This is a genomic window from Pseudomonas sp. 06C 126 (assembly GCF_001855215.1).
Lineage (GTDB): Bacteria > Pseudomonadota > Gammaproteobacteria > Pseudomonadales > Pseudomonadaceae > Aquipseudomonas > Aquipseudomonas proteolytica.
On the sequence record NZ_MIFU01000130.1, the window covers coordinates 95,861 to 114,943 of the forward strand.

The following is a 19,083-nucleotide window of genomic DNA, read 5'->3' on the forward strand; positions in this document are numbered from 1 at the left end:
AGGCATGCAAGTAATCGATCACAACACCTATGAGGCATTGCGTGCTGGCGCGCAGGTGCTGGAAGCCGATGGTTCTGGCGACAAGGTGCTCCGGTTGACCGATGGTTGCATGCTCAAGCTGTTCCGGCGCAAGCGCCTGCTCAGTTCGGCACTGTTCTACCCGTATGCACAACGCTTCGCCAACAACACCCGTGCACTACAGCAACGGGATATCCCCTGCCCGCGCATCATTGCGGTGTATCGCATACCCAGCATTGCGCGGGATGCGGTGTACTACAGCCCGCTGGCCGGGGACACCATCCGCCAACTTAAACTCGCCAAGGCCGAGGCCGACGCCCTGCGTGAGCGCCTGGGCGGTTTCATTGCGCAATTGCACGAGAAGGGCGTGTACTTTCGTTCGCTGCACTTTGGCAACGTGGTCCTGACACCGAAAAACACCCTGGGCTTGATCGACATTGCCGACCTGAGCTGCCAGGCCACCCCGCTGAGCCAGAGCAAGCGGCGGCGCAACTTCAGCCACCTGCGGCGCTATGCCGAGGATCGGCAATGGCTACTGGGCGATGACGCCGGGCAAGCCTTCTTCAATGGCTATCGCCAGGCCTTGCCGGCGGGCAGTCAACAGGCGCCACTGATTGAGCGCCTGCGACAACTACTGGACTGATCTCACTGGGTGATGACCAGTACCGTGGCGCCTCGGCGATTGGCGAAGCGCTCGACGATGCGCAGGTTGCGCTCGGCCAGCCAACTGGTGAGCCAGGGTTCGTTGCCGCGGGCTTCGATCAGGAAGTAGCGGAATTTCCCTGCATGCGCCGGTGACATCGCGGCTTCCCGGGTCAATTTCTTGAGCAGATAACCACGCCCTGCGTAATAACCAATACGCCCATCATCGAAATACGCAGGAACATCCGGCTCGACATTCGCCGCCATCCAACGCCCCGCCTCGACGTACTGGACCTTGCCCGGCCCGGTAGACACCACATTGGACAACATCACCAACAGGCAGACCGCCACCAGGGCCTTGCCCAGGCGCGGGAACTGCTGGGCAAACATCTGCAGCGCCAGTGCCAGCGCCGGTACAAACAGCAGGTTCAAGAAACTCATGTAGCGCGTGATCATGAACTGCTGCTGGATAAAGAACAGCAGCAACACCAACAGGTACAACACCGCCGCCCAGGCAAAAGGCCGGTATTGATGCCAGTAGAGCTTGATTGCCTGCCAGTTGCGCCCCCGTAAAAAAGGCACAGCAAAGGGCCCGCAAATATTCACAAAACTGATGGCCATGGCCGCCAGGATGCCAAAAAAGATGATGCGCCCCGCTTCATCCTGGGAGTACTTATTGATCAACGATTTGGCGAACTGCTCGCGCAGCAAATCAAACGACGCCAATACACGGTTTGGATTGATCAAGTCCAGATAGTAGGCAACGCGGGACGATGAAAAACCACCCGTGGCCGAGACCAGCACCATCCCCGCCACCACGCCCAGCAGCGGCAACGCGACGAATTGCAGGAGCGCCAGACGCCGCTCGCGAACCCACAGGCCAGGCAACTGCCACAGGCCCAACGCCGGCAGCAGCAACAACGCCTCCAGGCGGAAGGCTGCCGCCGCGACAATCGCCAGATGAATGATTGCCGCCCGCAGCCAGCCACCACGGGCCTGCCAGCGCATGGCCAGCCACAGCGTCAGGATGCAGAAAAACCAGAAGCCGAACTCGCGCAGGATCTCGCCACGAAACTGGTTGAACGCTGGCATCGCCAGCACCACCAGGCAGGCCCAGGGCGCAACCTGCACCGAGCGCTGGCGAACGCAGTCAACCAAGAGCGCACAGGTGCCAGCTGCAAATAGCGAGCACCACAGGTAAGCACTCAGTTCTATGGGCAGGGACGAAACCGAATGGGTACCCGCCAGGAGCAGGGAGAACCAGGGCCAGTTGAATATCGCAAAGGCCGATTTCGCGCCGTGGTCTTGGGCGTGCTGGGCAATGGTCAGGTAGAACGCAGCATCCCGCCCAACAGTCGCAGCCCCCAATACCGCGATCAGGGATAGCAGCAGGCTCCCAAAAAATGCCACTCGAACGGGATGCTCGACGACCACGCTCAACGCCCGAGCCCACAACTTGCTGCTCATACCAACCACACCCCCCCCTTAAAACCTGGCGTCACATCGTGTGCACAAGATTTGAAAACATATATTCCAGAAAAACCACTGCACCGCGAAAAACCAACGCCTAGTCATTGCAATCAAACCGGGCGCCGCACAGGTCATTCTCGGCGTAGCGTAACAGGCTATAAAACGCTTACTTGAACATCAGCTGAAGCGCCTTGCGTGTGTACGACCAGCGCGTCAGGGCACGCCAGTCTGTACGTACCGCCTGGCAGTAAAACTGCTTGGCAAGCGTATATTCCCCAGCACTGAAGCAATTGCGAAACAGAGACAGGCAGCGCTGTGCGAGAAACGCACGGCGCAAGCCTTGCAGCTCTGCCGGCATACGTACCGGCGAGAACACCTCGTCCACCAGGCTCACGCCTGCCGCGACACTGTGATTGATGTCATGGCGCAAGCTGTCCGCATGCTTGTAGATCAGCGCCAGCGGCTGGTCGATGACCGTGCAGGGCACGCGCGCCAGGGCCTGGGCAAACACCGGAATATCCTCGGCGTTGCGCATGCGTTCGGGGTAGTTGCCCACCGTGAAGATGTCCCGGTGCATGGCGCAGGCGCCATTGGAGATCGCGATGGTTTTTTCCAGCAAATACCCGCGCACCCGCTGGTAGGGGGTGGCCGGCAGCGGCTTGACGGCATGCAGGCGACGCTTGCCATCTTCAAATACTGACCAGTGGCCACCGATGATCAAGCGACTGTCGGGATGGGTGGCAATATGCTGCGCGACCAGGGCCAGGGCGCCTGGGGCCATTTCATCATCGGCGTCCAGGAACATCAGGTACTGGCCGGCAGACTCTTCAATCCCACGATTGCGCACCGAGGCCAGGCCGCCATTGGGCTTGCGCAGGGCGCGGAATCGCCCGGGGTGCTTGGCCAACAGCGCCTCGAGCACCTGCGGCGTCTCATCGGTAGAGCCGTCATCAATCACCAACAACTGCGCATCGGCTTCGTCGAGTTGCGCCAGCACCGACTCAACCGCGCGCCCAAGGGTGCGCGCATAGTTATAGGCAGGGATGACGACGCCAATCAGTGCTTCAGTCAATGACTTGCCCTTCCACACCATCTTTGACGACCAGGATGTCTTCCATGATCAGGTACTGCAGGTCCGAGCCGAAGAACATGTTCAGGGCGTCGGTCGGCGAGCAAATCATCGCTTCGCCACGGCGGTTGAGCGAGGTGTTCAGGGACACACCGTTGCCGGTCAGCACTTCCAGCTCTTTCATCATGTCGTAGTAGCGCGGGTTGTACTCGCGCTTGAGCACCTGGGCGCGGGAGGTACCATCTTCATGGACCACTTCCGGCACGCGGGTTTTCCATTCTTCCGCCACTTCAAAGGTGAAGGTCATGAACGGGGCCGGGTGATCGACCTTGATCATCTGCGGGGCCACGGTGTCGAGCATCGACGGGCAGAAAGGCCTCCAGCGCTCGCGGAACTTGATCTGGTGGTTGATCCGGTCAGCCACGCCCACGGCGCTCGGGCAACCGATGATCGAACGTCCGCCCAAGGCACGCGGACCGAACTCCATGCGGCCCTGGAACCAGGCCACCGGGTTGCCGTCGACCATGATCTGGGCGATGCGCTTGGGCATGTCCTCGATCTGGCGCCACTTCGGCTTGCTCGGGTGCTTGGCGCACGCGGCAATCACTTCCTCGTTGCTGTAGGACGGGCCGAGATAGACGTGCTCCATCTTCTCTACCGGTACACCACGGGCATGGGACACATAGGCCGCCGCACCTACCGCGGTGCCGGCATCGCCGGACGCTGGCTGCACGAACAGCTCCTTGACGTCGTCGCGGGCAATGATCTTCTGGTTCAATTTGACGTTCAGCGCGCAGCCGCCGGCGAAGGCCAGCTTGCCGGTCTCTTTGAGGATATCGCCCAGGTAATGGTCGATCATCTGCAACGCCAGCTTCTCGAACAGCGCTTGCATGCTGGCTGCGTAGTGGATGTACGGCTCGTCAGCGATGTCGCCTTCGCGCTTGGGACCCAGCCACTCGATCAGTTTTGGCGAGAAGTAGAAGCCCTTGCCTTTCTCTTTATAGCGGCGCAGGCCAATGACGTTGGCGTAGTCGGTATTGATCACCAACTCGCCGTTTTCAAAGGAGGCCAGGCGCGAGAAGTCGTACTTGCTGGCATCGCCATACGGCGCCATGCCCATGACCTTGAACTCGCCATCAAGCATCTCGAAGCCAAGGAACTCAGTGATCGCGCCGTACAGGCCGCCAAGGGAGTCCGGATCGTAGAATTCCTTGATCTTGTGGATCTTGCCGTTCTCGCCATAGCCAAAGAAGGTTGTGGCGTACTCGCCCTTACCGTCGATCCCCAGGATCGCGGTCTTCTCCTGGAAGCCCGAACAGTGATAAGCGCTGGAAGCGTGGGCCAGGTGGTGCTCGACCGGCTCGATCTTGATCTTCTTCGGATCAAAGCCCAGTTGCTCCAGGCACCAGACAATCTTGTTGCGGTAGCGCTTGTAGCGACGGTTGCCCATCAGGATCGCATCGAGTGCGCGGTCCGGTGCATACCAGTAACGCTTGGCATAGTGCCAGCGGGCCTCGCCGAACAAGCTGATCGGGGCAAACGGGATCGCCACCACATCAACGTCGGAAGGTTTGATACCGGCCTGCTCCAGACAGAACTTCGCCGATTCGTAGGGCATGCGGTTCTTTGCATGTTTATCGCGTACGAAGCGCTCTTCTTCGGCGGCCGCGATCAGCTTGCCGTCGATATACAACGCTGCGGAAGGATCATGGCTAAGGGCGCCGGACAGGCCAAGAATCGTCAATGCCACTGGGGTCTAGCCTCTTTTAGTCTGCATGCAGGCGCTGGCGCCTGAAAAATGTGTGCTCCTCGCCTCGGCGAGAAAAGCTAAAGGGCGGGATTATAGCTTAAAAGCGGCAAAACGCCTCTAGCGGCAAATGGCACGGAGAAACAAGCGGTATCAGCGGAAGATCTCGATACTGCCATCACGGTTCTGTCGATAGACGGTGTAGGGCAGTACCAAAGTATCGAGAACACCTGACAGTACCAAGTCAACGGCAATCCAGGGCAGCGGGCCGATCTGCTGCTCATCCAGGCTTTTTTTGCTGTTGGGTTCGCCATTGAGGGAGCAGAAGTCGTACACCACGCCGCTGTAGATACGGGGCACGCTCTCGCAATGGCTGCGCAGGTTCTTGAGGCGCTGGCTGGCCACCGCATCTTCGCGAAACACCGTATCGAGGGTGCCACAGGCCGTGGTCGAAAGGACAATGGCGGTAAACAGCAGAATGTTTGTAGGATTCACGGGCAACCCTCTTTGGCATGAGGGGGCAGCCTAACCCAAGACTGCGTAAGACGAATATGCCGGTAACGCGCGGGAATATTCTTCGGAAAAGCCTCGCAGAATCGTTAAACTCGCGCCCTTTTTTCCGCGCCTGCGCTGCGCGTCATGGAAGTTGGCTTGCTCATGAAAGTTGTTGTTCCCACCTGTATTGCGATGCTGCTCCCTAGCCTGCTGGGCCTGCCGCAAGCCGCCCAGGCAGAAGATGCCCCACTGATCCTCGACCCCAGTGTGGTGACAGGCTCGCGCAGCGCCAGTCGCAGCTTCGACCTGCCCTACTCGGTGGACAGCATCAGCCGTGAGCAGATCAGCGATGGCCAGTTGGGCATCAACGCCTCGGAGGCCCTGTCCCGCGTGCCGGGGCTGGTGGTGCAGAACCGGCAGAACTACGCCCAGGACTTGCAGATTTCGTCCCGTGGCTTTGGCGCGCGCTCGGCGTTTGGCGTACGCGGGATCAAGCTTATTGCCGATGGTATCCCCGCCAGCACCCCGGACGGCCAGGGCCAGGCGGCAACGTTCAACCTCGACACCGCCGAGCGCATAGAAGTACTGCGCGGCCCAGCCGCCACCCTGTATGGCAGCAACGCCGGCGGGGTGATCCAGATGTTCTCGCGCAATGGCGAGGGCGCACCACGTATCGGCGCCGAAACCCTGTTCGGCAGCGACGGCCTGAACAAGAACCACCTCAGCGCCGAAGGCGCGGTACAGGGCGCCGGGTTTGTCCTCGACGCCTCGCGCATGGACACCGACGGCTACCGCGACCACAGCAGCGCTCGCCGCGACCAGACCTTCGCCAAGCTCAACGTCGAACCCGATGACGACAGCAAGCTGGCCCTGATCTACAGCAGCCTGGAGCAGAACGGCACCCAAGATCCGCTGGGGCAGACCTGGGCGGGCTACAAGGCCGACCCACGTTCGGTCAGCAGCAACGCCTTGACGTACAACACGCGCAAGAGCATCGATCACCAGCAATTGGGGATGAATTACGAGCGGTACATGGGCGATGCGACGTTGCAGGTCAATGCCTATACGGGGCGGCGGAGTGTGATTCAGTATTTGTCGATTCCCAAGGGTGTTCCGAGCAACGAACGCGGCGGCGGCGTGGTGCAATTCGACCGCAAGTTCTACGGCGGCGGCGTGCGCTGGATGCAGCCTATCGACAGCGCACCGGGCGAGCTGATGATCATCGCCGGCCTGGACTTCGACCAGAGCGAAGACAGCCGCCACGGCTACCAGAACTACAGCGGCAACACCCTGGGCGTGAAAGGCGAACTGCGCCGCAACGAAATTGACACCGCCCGCAGCCTCGACCCCTACATCCAGGCCAACTGGGCCATTGACCGCTGGACCCTGCAAGCCGGGCTGCGCCACAGCACGATGGAGATGAACGTCGATGACCAGTTTCTGAGCAATGGCGATGCCAGCGGCAACAAGACCTACCAGAAGAACACGCCCTCGATGAGCGTGATGTACGCCTTCACCCCTGACCTGCATGGCTACGTCAGTGCCGGCAAGGGCTTTGAAACGCCGACCCAGGCAGAAATGGCCTATGCCCCGGGTGCCATCGAAGGTTTCAACTTTGGCCTGAAGCCCTCAGAGAGCACTCAATATGAAGTGGGTTTGAAGGCGCAGGTGAACAACAGCACGCGGCTCAACGCTGCCCTATTCCAGATCACCACCGAGGATGAGTTGGTAGTCGCACAGTCCAATGGCGGGCGCACCAGCTACCAAAACGCCGGCCGCACCCTGCGCCGCGGCTTTGAACTGGGCATCGAAAGCCAACTGAGCGAACAGTGGAGTGCCAACCTCGCCTACACCCGCCTGCAAGCTACCTACGACAGTGACTTCAGCAACAACAGCAAAACCATCGACAAAGGCAACTACCTGCCCGGCGTCCCACAGACCCTGCTGTTTGCCGAGCTGAACTGGAAACCACGGGACTGGGTCAGCACCGCCGTCGAAGGCATGTACCGCAGCAAGATCTATGTCGAGGACACCAACCAGGAGCGCGCTGCGCCGGGCTACAGCGTCTTCAACTGGCGCGCGCGGTTTGAGCAGAAGGTCGAACACTGGACCTTTCACCAGACCTTGCGCCTGGATAACCTGCTGGACCGCCAATATGTTGGCTCTGTGATTGTTGGCGACAGTAACGGGCGCTATTACGAAGCGGCGCCGGGGCGATCCTGGTATGCCGGAGCCGGCGCCCAGTATCAGTTCTGACCCCACCAGGAGGCGCCGGCTTGCCGGCGCTTACTCGGTCGCTGTAAAACCACGACATATCGTTAAACAAAGGCGCAACTGGAAAAAGTGACGCCACATGCCTTAACTGCACTAGACGCCACTCCTCAATTGCAACCAAACAAACGCCGGCCAAACTATTTACTTAAAAAACCACCCAACTTACCGAATAGAACTCAAGTGAGTACGATGAGTGCTAGCGGGTTTATCGGTTTCTTTCTTGTCCGGAGTACTACCATAGAGCCCGGTAGGATCATAAGGAATTTCCACATCAATCAATTGACCATCCGGGCTGGTAGATTCATAGCTCTTTCCCGTAGGGTCATAAGGAATCTCCACATCTATCACCTGACCGGCAGCATCGGCCGGCCCGTAGCTTTTGCCGGTAGGGTCATAGGGAATTTCCCTATCGATAGGCTCCTCAGGAGCCCTGCCTCGACCCTCGCCAGCAGCGACCGCTGGCCCCCAGGTGCCGGTGCGGGGATCAAGCACTTGCGCATCCTCTCCAGCGGTAAGATCCAGTTTATTGGGCCGAGCTATATCTTTTTCCTTATAGCCAACTCCCTCATAAGGTTGAAAGTTATAACCCGAAACACTACCAATATTAGACATGATAAAACTCTCCAAACTTAAAGACATTAACAGGCCACGCAACCTGTCAACGTAAAAGCTACATCTCCAACCCACAACTTTCAACACCACAAAAAACTCAAATAAAGATCAAACATCACGAGATGTAAAACCACATAACCGAACACATACACACCCAAAGAGAAGTATCGGACTAATCCGAGACAGAACTCCCCACATACACTTAAGATCAGTTTTTCATGACATGATTTTGCGCTCTCAAATAATTCGAGCGCACAATGACTCAACAATCATTAATCAATATACAAGATGAAACACTACGCATGAGCTGAGCCCGCCCTGTCAGGAGCGGGCAAGCGTGCAGCTACAGGACGCCGTCGATCCTGCTGGGCAAGCGCTGATCGATTACTCGATACAACGCGCTATCGACCGGCCAGTTGCGCATGAACCGCGCACGATCCTTGGCAAACGCCGGCGCAAAACTACTCAGTGAGCCGTGCTGGCACATCGAGTCCAGATCTATCAGCACCCAGCGCCCCCCCTGCCAGAACAGGTTGCGCCCCTTGAAGTCGCCATGACTGATCCGCTCGCGTATCAGTTCGCCAAACAGGCGCTCCAGGGCCAACAGTTCGGGCTCGGGTACCTCGCCGCTTTCGACATAAGGGGCCAGATGCTCAATCAGGTCTGGCCCGGCCAAATGCTCGGTGACCAGATACGCCCGGCTGCGCAGCCAGAAAAAACGCCGTTCCAGGAGTGCCAGGGGCTTGGGCGTGGCGATCCCCAGGAACGTCAGGCGATTGCCTTCGTACCAGGCGTGCCAGGCGCGGCTTGGCCGCCAGAAGCGCTTGAGCCAGTGCACAAACCCCTTGATGTTGTAGCGCTTGATCACCAGTGGTCGCCCGGCCACATCCACTCGGGCCACCGTGGCCGAGGCACCGGCCTTGTACATCTGGCCTTGGCCGATGAGCCCATCGACGTTTGCCAGTACCGGCAGCAGGGCCGCCTCCTCTTCCCGGCGGATCGCCCGCAGCCCAAAGGCCCCGCGCACCACGCTGAACAAGGTGCACTCGCGGCCGACCTTGCCCAGAAAGTCTTTCAAGCGCCAGGCCCGCACTTTGCGCACCTGCTTTTGCAGGGCTTCCAGGGGCAAGGCGTGTTCGCCATTGCTTAACAGGTAGTACACCAACAATTCTTCGGTAAACGGCTCGAGGTCGCTCGGCAACTGGGCAAAAAACACCCCGAGGTTTTCCAGTACCCGGTTGCGTGACAGGGGCTTGCCCGCCTGTTCGACACAGATCCCGCCACCATCGATCAAATATAGCTTGTCGCCCTGGCGCATCAGGTTGTCCAGGTGCAGGTCTTCCTGCCACAGGCCCTTGGCGTGCATCTGTGCAATCGCGCCCAGCGCTTCGGCCAACACAGCCTGCTGTTCATCCGCCAGAGGCGGCATGCTTTCAACCGCTGCCCAGGCCTCGGCCAGGCTGTGTGCGCCGTCGAGAAACTCGAACAACAGCCAGCCGCCCTCACCGTCTTGCAGACCGTCAGCCAGCAACAGCGGCGTGGTCAGGCCTTGCTCGGCCAGCAGGCGCACGCCCTGGAGTTCACGCTGGAAATGCCGGGCGGCGCTGCCGCCCACCAGCAACTTGGCCAGCACCGGCCGGCCGCGCCAGATAGCCGCGCCCACATAACGCTGGCCCGGCAACACCCGTAGCAGGCTCAGCAGCTGCAATTGCCCTGGGCCGGCCGCATCCGCCAACTCGATACTCAAGGGCAGCGCAGGCGTGCGCCCGGCATTTTTGAGTTCAGACAAGCGCATCAGCGGGCCTCCTTGTGACTGCGCCGCCCAGCCAGGTAACCTGCCCAGGTATCCACCAGGGAGCTGTCCACCGGCTGGTCGAGGTAGGCCGCCAGAAACTGCCGCACCTGCTCTGCAGTCCAGGCCCCGGCACGCCGCAGCAACGGCTCCAGGTCCTTGACCCGGTCACGCCGGCCGAGCAACAGCGGCCGGGTTTTTTCCAGGTCGATCAACTGCGCTGCGTAACCGTCGCCAGTGGCCTGCAGGAAGATATGCTTGGGGTAAAAACAGCCATGCACCTGGCCGACGCCATGGAGCTTGCGCGCCAACTGGCCGCAGGCCACGAGGATCGCATGGTGCTGGGCGTCGCTCAGGGCTGGCCACTGCTCCAGCAGCGAATCCAGGTCATTCCAGCCATCCAGCGCGCGGGTCAGCAGCAAGGCGCGGTATTCGCCCGCAACTTTGCGCTCACCATAAAAGGCGGCCTGCAAAGCCGGGATCGCCTTCTGCCGATAGCGGCTGATATTGCGAAACTCGCGGGCAAAGGTCGGCTCGCCAAACGGCCGATGCAGGGTGCGCGTCAGGTAGTTGCTCTGGCGCTTGAGGTAAAAACCGCGACCCTCCAGCTCCAGGCGAAACACGCTGCTCCAACCGCCACGACTGGTGTTGGGCTCGTCCACTGCGTCCAGTTGCCTGGCCCACAGGGCATCAAAGTCAGCCAGGCCATTGCGCTCCAGCAAGGCCCGGTCTTCAGTTGCCAGGAAGTCATTCATTCGCGTCCCTCGAAAAACTTCAGTACATGGCGGATCCGCTGTTTATCCGATACGCCCAGGTGCTTGCGCCGACGATATTGCATGTAGAAGCGTAGGCGCTGGGTGGCAGACAAGTGGTATTTGGCAACCTTGTCCAGGCACGCCAAGTCCTTGGTGATCCGATACTTGAGCCAGAACCCGCGCCAGAAGTCACCGTTGGGGCAGTCGATCAGGTACAGGGTCTGCTGGTCGTCGATCAGCAGGTTGCGCCACTTCAAATCGTTGTGGGTAAAGCGGTGGTCGTGCATGGTCCGGGTGTATTCAGCGAGCTGGCGGCTGACCTTGTCGACCCACACCGGGTCGGACAATTGCGGGTCCTTGCGTTCAGCCAGGGCCGCCAGGTCTTCGGTGCGCGGCAACTCGCGGGTGATCATCGCCCCACGATCATAGGCCAGGCCCTTGCGCTCCAGGCCCCAGGCCACGACTTCGGCGGTTGGGATGCCCCACTTGGCGAAGCGCTTGAGGTTCTGCCACTCGGACTTGACCCGGGGCTTGCCCAGGTAACGGCGCAGGCCTTTGCCGGCGCCGGTGTAGCGCTTGACGTAATAGTTGATCCCGCCGCGCTCCACGCGAATGACTTCGGACAGCGGATCACGGGTCAGCCGCTCGCCCTGCAGGGCGAACACTGCGTCGAGGCTACCAAAATCGTCCACAAGCTCCGAGTAAGCAGGTTCCAGGTTCCAACCCGCCATCAGAGTGCACCTCCGTACCGGACTTTGCGGTCATAGAGCTTGCTGGCCTTACGCTCCAGCCACTGCAGCAACGCGCCTTCCTCGGCCAGGATCTGGCGCAGGGGCTGCTGGAAGTAGCCTTTGAGGAAGCGCAACTTGTCGCGGCGGGTCAGGCCAATATCCAGGATCGAGAAATACAGGGCCGCCAAATCCTTGTTGCGCCAGCGCTGGCTGATGCGCGGCCGCACCTGGGCGCGGTGCAGGTCGATCACCGAGAGTTTGAAGTCATCGGCGGTCACCGGCTTGTCGGTGTGCAGCAGGAAGTGACAGATGTAGCAGTCACGATGGTTGACGCCAGCGCGATGCATCATCCCGGTCATGCGCGCCACTTCGGCAATCAGCGCGCGCTTGAGACGCGGCTCGGGCGGCTGCTTGAGCCAATCCATGCTCAAGTCTTCCAGGCTGATGGTCGGCGCCAGCTCTTCGGTGACAATAAAGGAATGCTGGTCGGCCGGGTTGGCGCCGCGTTCGCCATAGGCCACGGCGGTCATGGTCGGTACGCCAACTTCGTGCAGGCGCTGGATTGCCTGCCACTCCTGCCCGGCGCCCAGCACCGGCAACTTGGCGGTGAACAGGTTCTTGAAGATTTCACCCCAGCCGATGCCACGGTGGATTTTCACAAAGTAGCCGCGCCCATCCACCTCGGTACGCAAGGTACGACGGGCTTCCAGCTCACGGTAAACCTCACCGTCCAACAGCTCGACTTCGGCGAACGCATCGCGCCCGGCCCAAAGGCTCTTGAACGGTTCGGCAAGAATCAACTTCATCAGTGTTGCTCCGCCAGAATTACATCCGCAGCGTGCTGCGGCATGCTATAGAGGTCGGCCGTCTCGGCGAAGGCCAGACCATTGCGGCTCCAGGCCGCACGTTGCTGCTGATCGCTGAGCATCCCGGCCAGGTACTGGTTGAGCTGGACCTGCTCGAACGGCTCGTCCAGCACACGCCCGCAATCGGCCTCGCTGATGTAATGGGCATACCCACACACCGCCGTGACCAACACCGGCAACCCGGCCACCAGGGCTTCGAGCAGCACAGTCCCGGTATTTTCGTTGTACGCCGGGTGAATCAACAGGTCGGCGCCCAGCAGGAAACGCGGGATATCACTGCGTCCCTTGAGGAACTGCACGTTGTCGCCCAGCCCAAGGGTAGCACTCTGCAGTTGGAATACTTTGGGGTCGTCCTGGCCAATTACAAACAGGCGGGTGCGCTTTTTCAGATCCGCAGGCAGTGCGGCCAGCGCCTTGAGGCTGCGGTCCACGCCCTTGGTCTTGAAGCCCGAACCGATCTGCACCAGCAGCAAATCATCGTCCGCGAGGTTGAATTCGGCACGGAACCCGGCACGGATCTGGGCCGCATCCGGCGGCGCCCGACGATCCTGGGCGATGCCCGGCGGCAACAGGTGGAAGCGCTCCAGCGGCGTGTCGTAATGCTTGATAAACAGCGGCTGCTGGACCTCGGAGATCATCAGGACTTCAGTCTTGGCGTCCTTGGCAAACACCGCGCGCTCGTACTCGGAAAAATGCCGATAGCGGCCAAAACTGCGGTACAGCGAGTGGCGCAGGTTCTGCGCCTTGTCTTCAAAACAGCCGTCTGCGGCGTAGTACACATCCAGGCCCGGCATTTTGTTGAAGCCGATCAAGCGGTCCACCGGGCGCTTGGCCAGGTCGGCCTGCATCCAGGCGGTCAATTTTTCGTTGCGCCGATGATTGAAGAACGCCTTGACCGGCGCCACCAGCACTTCAAAGCCCGGAGGGATGTCGCCTTCCCAGATCAGGGTGTAGACACGGATCTGGTGGCCGCGCTGCTGGCACTCCAGGGCGATGCGCATGAAGTCGCGCTGCAAGCCACCAAAGGGGAAATATTTGTACAGAACAAATGCCAGTTGCATCAGTGCAGCTCCTCAGCCAATAACAACGTGCTCAGTCGGCTGGCCACACGCTCAGGGTTCAGGCGAGTAAAGCACAGCGGCCACTCGCGCTTGAGATCAAACCGGCGCTGGTCTTCAGCGGTCGGTTGGTAGGTGCATTTCTTTTGCAGGCACGGCGCGCAGGGGAAATCGCTGCCCAAATGGATCTGCGCCTTGCCGTACGCACCGGTCAGGCCCGGGTTGGTCGGGCCGAACAGAGAGATCGTCGGCACATCCAGCGCAGCCGCCAGATGCCCCAAGCCGGTATCCACGGCGACACAGGCCCGGGCACCAGCCAGGACGCGTGCCACACCGGCCAGATTCAATTTAGGCAACACTTCGGCGTTGGCCAGGCCTTGGGCCAGGCGCTCGGCCCGAGCTTTTTCGGCGGCGTTGCCCCACGGCAACTTCACATCCACCCCCAGGCTGCCCATGCGTTCGGCCAGGTCGCGCCAGTAGGCTTCGGGCCAATGCTTGGTGTCCCAGGTGGTGCCGTGCAGCAGCAGTACGAACGGTTTCTTTGGCGGCAAGCCCAGCAGTTTTTCGGTGCTCAGGCCGTAATCCCCCAGGCCCTTGGGCAGGTCATAGCCCAGGGCCACGGCGAACAACTGGCGCAAGCGCTCAACTGCATGCTGGCCACGGGCAACCGCCAGGCGCCGGGAGTAGAAACGTGCGGCAATGGGCTCGCGGGCCGACTGCTTGTCGAAGCCGGCCACCGGCGCCCGCACATAGCGGGTCAGCCAGGCGCTTTTCAGCAGGCCCTGGGCGTCGATCACCAGGTCATATTTGGTGGACTGGATCTGCTTCTTGAAGCGCCGCCATTCGCCGCTCTTGAAGGTCTGCCAGAGGTTCTTGCGCCAGCGGCGAATCGCCACCGGGATCACCTTGTCCACCGCAGGATGCCAGGTGGGGATTTCGGCGAAGCCTTCCTCCACCACCCAGTCGAAGCGAATCCCCGGAATCGCCCGGGCCGCGTCGGTCAATGCGGGCAATGCGTGGATCACATCGCCCAGGGATGAGGTCTTGATTACCAGTACCCGCAACTCAATGAACCTCGACCACGTTGCCCTGCAACCGCTGCAAGGCCTCGGCTACCGAATCGGGCAGCAACTGACGCAGGCAATTGTAGTGGCCGAAACGGCAGGTGCGTTCAAAACACGGGCTGCAATCCAGGCCCAGGCGCACCACTTCAACCTTGTCGGCCAATGGCGGGGTGAAGCCTGGGGACGTGGAGCCATACACCGCCACCAGCGGGCGGTTCAGCGCAGCGGCCACATGCATCAGGCCGGAGTCGTTGGACACCACCGAATCGGCGCAGGACAGCAGGTCAATCGCCTCGGCCAGCGAGGTATCGCCACTGAGGTTGACCGCTTCTTCGCGCAGGCCGGGGATCAAGCGTTGGCGGATGTCTTCACCCACCGAGTGATCGTTTTTCGAGCCAAACAGCCAGACTTGCCAGCCTTCGCGGATTTTCAGCTCGGCGACCCTGGCGTAGTGCTCCGACGGCCAGCGCTTGGACTCGCCAAACTCGGCGCCCGGACACAGCGCCAGCACCGGCCGATCCAGGGTCAGGCCGAACTTGGCCAGGGCCGCATCGCGAGTAACCGGGTCGATTTGCAGGCTCGGCCGCGGATACGGCGTCGGCAACTCGGCATCAGGCGCGTAGGCCAGGGCCATGAAGCGCTCGATCATCAGCGGGTAGCGGGCCTTGTCGAGCTTGCGCACATCATTGAGCAAGCCATAGCGGAACTCGCCGCGCCAGCCGGTGCGCTTGGGGATGCCGGCAAAGAACGGCACCAGCGCCGACTTCATCGAGTTGGGCAGCAGGATCGCCTGGTCATACTGGCCGGCCAGGGACTTGCCGATGCGCCGTCGGGTCGCCAGTTCCAGCGCGCCATGGCCGAGCGGGAAGCTCAAGGCCTGCCGGACTTCAGGCATGCGCTCCAGGATCGGCCGGCTCCACTCGGGGGCGAGCACGTCGATTTGGCAGTCGGGATGACGCTGTTTCAGGCACTGGAACAGTGTCTGTGCCATCACCATGTCACCGACCCAACTGGGCCCAACGATCAGAATATTCATGTAGTTTCCACAAACGATTCGGGGAGGCTCATGCCTCCCCGCCTCGATAATTACTGTAGGTCACGGTTTGTGTGGGAGCGGGCTTGCCCGCGATAGCATCACCGCGTGCTGCCAGCCAGACCGCAGCGCCTGCATCGCGGGCAAGCCCGCTCCCACATAAAGCCGGTCTCCACATTCAATTGGGGTCGCTGTAGTGTTTTAGCTTAACCCCAGTTCTTGCCAGATCCGTTTCACCTGGCGCCGTTCGTCAGCAAACTGATCCCCGGCAACCACCCCAGCCTCGTTCTGCAGGGCCTGGCGATGGGCCGCCGAGCGGTAGGCCTTATACACCTCGCGCAACAGGTGGGCATCGGCGGCGGGCATCAGCCCGACCTGCTCCAGGCCTTCCAGGATGCGGATATTGTCGGTATAGCGTAGCAACGACGGATGTTGCGCAGACCACGCCAAAGCGGCGTATTGCACCATAAATTCAATATCGACGATACCTCCGGCGTCCTGCTTGAGATCGAACACCGCCGTGGGCTCGAAGGCATTCGCCGCCGTGCCGGCCCCGGTCGACTTGGTGCCCAGGTTGTCGCGCATCTTGGCGCGCATCTCGCTGACCTCCTGGCGCAGCTTCGCCAGGTCCTGCGTGCGCCCCAACACCTGCGCCCGCACGCCTTCAAACGCGCGGCCCACATCCTGGCTGCCGACCAATACCCGCGCCCGCACCAGGGCCTGATGCTCCCAGGTCCAGGCCTCGTTTTCCTGATAGCGGGCAAAGGCCCCCAGGGAGCTGACCAGCAGCCCGGATGCGCCAGAAGGTCGCAGGCGCATATCCACTTCGTACAATTGCCCGGAGTTGGTCTGGGTGGTCAACAGGTGAATGATCCGCTGGCCCAGGCGCGTAAAGAACTGCGCACCATCGATTGGCTTGGCGCCATCGGTTTCGGCCTGCGGGTCACCGTCATGGATAAACACCAGGTCCAGGTCCGAGCCATGTCCCAGCTCGATGCCGCCGACCTTGCCATAGCCGACGATGATAAATCCGGGATCGCACAAGGTGCCGTCCAGGCGCTGCGGCGTACCGTGGCGGGCCACGGTCTGGCGCCAGGCCAGGGCCAGCACCTGTTCAAGAATGGCCTCGGCAAGCCAGGTCAGGTAGTCGCTGACCTTCATCAGCGGCAGGCTGCCGGCGATTTCCGACGCCGCTACGCGCAGGCGGTGGGCCAGCTTGAAGTGGCGCAGAGCTTCCATCTGCTGCTCAAGGTCATCCTCGGGGATGCGCGTGAGGCGCTCGCGCAATTCGGCGGCCAACTCCGGCGCCAAGGGCGGCTTGAACAACCGGCCTTCGTTGAGCAATTCGTCCAGCAGCAGCGGGAAGCGGGTGATCTGCTCGGCAATCCATGGGCTGGCGGCGCACAGGGTCAACAGCCGACGCAGGGCGTCAGGGTTTTCGGTCAACAACACCAGATAAGCGGACCGCCGCGCCACCGCTTCCACCAGCGGCAATACGCGCTCCAGCACCAGGTCCGGGTTGGCGTGCTCGACCGCCTGGGCCAGCAGGCGCGGGATAAACGCATCCAACCGCTCACGCCCCAGGCGCTGCATCGCCCGCAACTGCGGGCTGCCGCGCAGGCTGGCCAGGGCCTTGAGGGCCTTGGGTGCGTCGGCAAAGCCACCTTCGGCCAATTGGCGACAGGCCGCCTCTTCATTTTGGGATTCCTCCCACAGCGGCAACCACTCGCCGCCCACCACCAATTCGCTTTCTACACCCTCCTCTTCGTCCGGATCGGCAATCACCTGGCGAAAATGCCAGTCCACCCGGCCACGCCAGTACATCAATTGCTCATGGAACGCGGTCCAGTCGGCAAAGCCCATCATGAACGCGATCCGCGCCTGGTCTTCGTCAGTGTTGGGCAGCATCTGTGTCTGGCGATCAGCGATGGCCTGGATCGCATGTTCGGTGTAACGCAGGAATTCATAGCCGCTGCGCAGCTCGGCAATCACCGCCGGCGGCAGGTAGCCCTGGCCTTCCAGGGTGCCCAGCACCTTCAACAATGGCCGTTGCTGCAGGCTGAGGTCGCGCCCGCCATGAATCAGCTGGAACGCCTGGGCGATAAACTCCACCTCGCGGATGCCGCCCGCGCCCAGCTTGATATTGTCGGCCATGCCCTTGCGCCGCACTTCCTGCTGGATTAACTGCTTCATGGTGCGCAGCGCTTCGATCGCAGAAAAGTCCAGGTAGCGCCGGTAGACGAACGGGCGCAGCAGGTCGAGCAACTGCGCACCCGCCACCTGGTCGCCGGCTACCACCCGCGCCTTGATCATCGCGTAGCGTTCCCAGTCGCGCCCCTGGTCCTGGTAGTACTGCTCCAAGGCATTGAAACTGAGCACCAGCGCCCCGGCTGAACCATAAGGCCGCAAACGCATGTCGACACGGAACACAAAACCGTCGACGGTCATCGGGTCCAGGGCCTTGATCAGCTTCTGGCCCAGGCGGATAAAGAACTCCTGATTGTCCAGGGCACGCTTGGCGCCCACGGTCTCGCCGCCCTCGGGGTAGGCGAAGATCAGGTCGATGTCCGACGACAGGTTCAACTCCACCGCCCCCAGCTTGCCCATGCCGAGGATGACCATCTGCTGCGGTTCGCCGCTGCGCCCGCCGGTGGGGGTGCCAAATTGCGCGCAATGGCGCTGGTACAGCCACTGGTAAGCCTGGTCGATGCTGGCGTCGGCCATGTCAGACAGGTCGCGGCAGGTCTGCACCAGGTCCGCCTGTCGGGTCAGGTCGCGCCAGATAATCCGCACCTGCTGGCGGGTCCGCTGGCGACGCAGGACGCGGCCCAGCTCGTCTTCTGTTTCAGCCTGTTGCACCGCTGCGGCAATCTGCCCACACAGCTCATCGGGTGCAAAGCCGCGATCCAGTTCGCCCCAGGCCACCAGTTCCAGCAACATCAAAGGGTCACGAACACTCTGTTCAATCACAAAATCACTGGCGGCGCAGACACGGGCGAAGTCGGCCCAACGTTGCGGCGTCCACGCGGACAGGCCATGATCGGCATCCAGCATGGCCGCTGCGTCACGAAATGACTGCTCGGCCCGGCTGGCAAACGGCAACAGAACGGCAGGGAGTTCAACCAGCATTGGAAGGCTCATGGTCTATCCTTGATCGGCGTGTAAATGGCTTGTGGCTGTGAACGCAAGAACCACGCTTGGCGAAGGACTGTCGAACAAAAGTTAGAAATAGCTGAAAATTCATTAATTTTGGCAGGCAACATTAAACTTCTACCTTTTCTTGTTCGCAAAAGATCAACAATAACGATTATGCTCACCAGCCAGACCGAGTCATACACTCAGTCTTGTGTAGTTTTACTACTCGTATATACATTCGAAAGGCTGAAATGGCCGACGATTTGTAGTAAAACTACAGGACGCCGAAGCAACCTTCGGCCATCCAAGAATTTATGTCGTC

At 61.0% G+C, this 19,083-nt stretch carries 15 protein-coding genes; 2 read left to right on the forward strand and 13 right to left on the reverse strand.

Annotated elements, in window-relative coordinates; genetic code table 11:
* Positions 1-4 precede the first annotated feature (4 nt).
* On the forward strand, positions 5-661 hold the full coding sequence (locus tag BHC62_RS24640; protein WP_070996447.1) for a phosphotransferase: 657 nt from the start codon (positions 5-7) through the stop codon (positions 659-661).
* Between the two features lie 2 nt (positions 662-663).
* On the opposite strand, the gene BHC62_RS24645 is transcribed toward BHC62_RS24640, so the two are convergent.
* From BHC62_RS24645 to BHC62_RS24660, 4 genes are all read right to left on the reverse strand, one after another.
* Positions 664-2,127 carry a hypothetical protein gene (locus BHC62_RS24645; protein ID WP_070996448.1) on the reverse strand — a complete coding sequence of 488 codons (1,464 nt, stop codon included), beginning with the start codon at positions 2,125-2,127 and terminating at the stop codon, positions 664-666.
* Positions 2,128-2,296: 169 nt separating this feature from the next.
* Complete coding sequence (locus BHC62_RS24650) at positions 2,297-3,202, reverse strand: glycosyltransferase family A protein (RefSeq protein WP_032867457.1); 906 nt, start codon at positions 3,200-3,202, stop codon at positions 2,297-2,299.
* Entirely contained in the window at positions 3,195-4,949 is a 1,755-nt protein-coding gene (locus BHC62_RS24655; protein ID WP_029299183.1) for a carbamoyltransferase, read from the reverse strand. Before BHC62_RS24655 ends, BHC62_RS24650 begins: the two co-directional genes overlap by 8 nt.
* Before the next feature lie 150 nt (positions 4,950-5,099).
* Entirely contained in the window at positions 5,100-5,441 is a 342-nt protein-coding gene (locus tag BHC62_RS24660) for a YceK/YidQ family lipoprotein (RefSeq protein ID WP_070996449.1), read from the reverse strand.
* 162 nt (positions 5,442-5,603) lie between these two features.
* On the opposite strand from BHC62_RS24660, the gene BHC62_RS24665 reads away from it, so the two are divergent.
* A complete protein-coding gene (locus BHC62_RS24665; protein ID WP_070996450.1) occupies positions 5,604-7,697 on the forward strand; it encodes a TonB-dependent receptor in 2,094 nt (697 codons plus the stop codon).
* Positions 7,698-7,877: 180 nt separating this feature from the next.
* Here BHC62_RS24665 and BHC62_RS28420 read toward each other — a convergent pair whose 3' ends face one another.
* The 9 genes from BHC62_RS28420 to glnE form a co-directional block, all read right to left on the reverse strand.
* A complete protein-coding gene (locus BHC62_RS28420) occupies positions 7,878-8,327 on the reverse strand; it encodes a hypothetical protein (protein ID WP_143007593.1) in 450 nt (149 codons plus the stop codon).
* Positions 8,328-8,670: 343 nt separating this feature from the next.
* Entirely contained in the window at positions 8,671-10,122 is a 1,452-nt protein-coding gene (locus tag BHC62_RS24675) for a lipopolysaccharide kinase InaA family protein (RefSeq protein WP_070996452.1), read from the reverse strand.
* A complete protein-coding gene (locus BHC62_RS24680; RefSeq protein WP_070996453.1) occupies positions 10,122-10,874 on the reverse strand; it encodes a lipopolysaccharide kinase InaA family protein in 753 nt (250 codons plus the stop codon). Before BHC62_RS24680 ends, BHC62_RS24675 begins: the two co-directional genes overlap by 1 nt.
* Positions 10,871-11,605 (reverse strand): lipopolysaccharide kinase InaA family protein, encoded by a 735-nt coding sequence (locus tag BHC62_RS24685; RefSeq protein ID WP_029299192.1) that lies wholly within the window; start codon positions 11,603-11,605, stop codon positions 10,871-10,873. The genes BHC62_RS24680 and BHC62_RS24685 overlap by 4 nt, the downstream gene beginning before the upstream one ends.
* Positions 11,605-12,411 carry a lipopolysaccharide core heptose(I) kinase RfaP gene (gene rfaP, locus BHC62_RS24690; RefSeq protein ID WP_029299193.1) on the reverse strand — a complete coding sequence of 269 codons (807 nt, stop codon included), beginning with the start codon at positions 12,409-12,411 and terminating at the stop codon, positions 11,605-11,607. The genes BHC62_RS24685 and rfaP overlap by 1 nt, the downstream gene beginning before the upstream one ends.
* Positions 12,411-13,532, reverse strand: a complete 1,122-nt coding sequence (locus tag BHC62_RS24695) for a glycosyltransferase family 4 protein (RefSeq protein ID WP_070996454.1) — start codon at positions 13,530-13,532, stop codon at positions 12,411-12,413. Before BHC62_RS24695 ends, rfaP begins: the two co-directional genes overlap by 1 nt.
* A complete protein-coding gene (gene waaC, locus BHC62_RS24700) occupies positions 13,532-14,593 on the reverse strand; it encodes a lipopolysaccharide heptosyltransferase I (RefSeq protein ID WP_032862116.1) in 1,062 nt (353 codons plus the stop codon). Before waaC ends, BHC62_RS24695 begins: the two co-directional genes overlap by 1 nt.
* Before the next feature lies 1 nt (position 14,594).
* Complete coding sequence (waaF, locus tag BHC62_RS24705) at positions 14,595-15,629, reverse strand: lipopolysaccharide heptosyltransferase II (RefSeq protein ID WP_029299199.1); 1,035 nt, start codon at positions 15,627-15,629, stop codon at positions 14,595-14,597.
* Between the two features lie 198 nt (positions 15,630-15,827).
* Positions 15,828-18,767 carry a bifunctional [glutamate--ammonia ligase]-adenylyl-L-tyrosine phosphorylase/[glutamate--ammonia-ligase] adenylyltransferase gene (gene glnE, locus BHC62_RS24710; RefSeq protein WP_070996455.1) on the reverse strand — a complete coding sequence of 980 codons (2,940 nt, stop codon included), beginning with the start codon at positions 18,765-18,767 and terminating at the stop codon, positions 15,828-15,830.
* Positions 18,768-19,083: the final 316 nt, after the last annotated feature.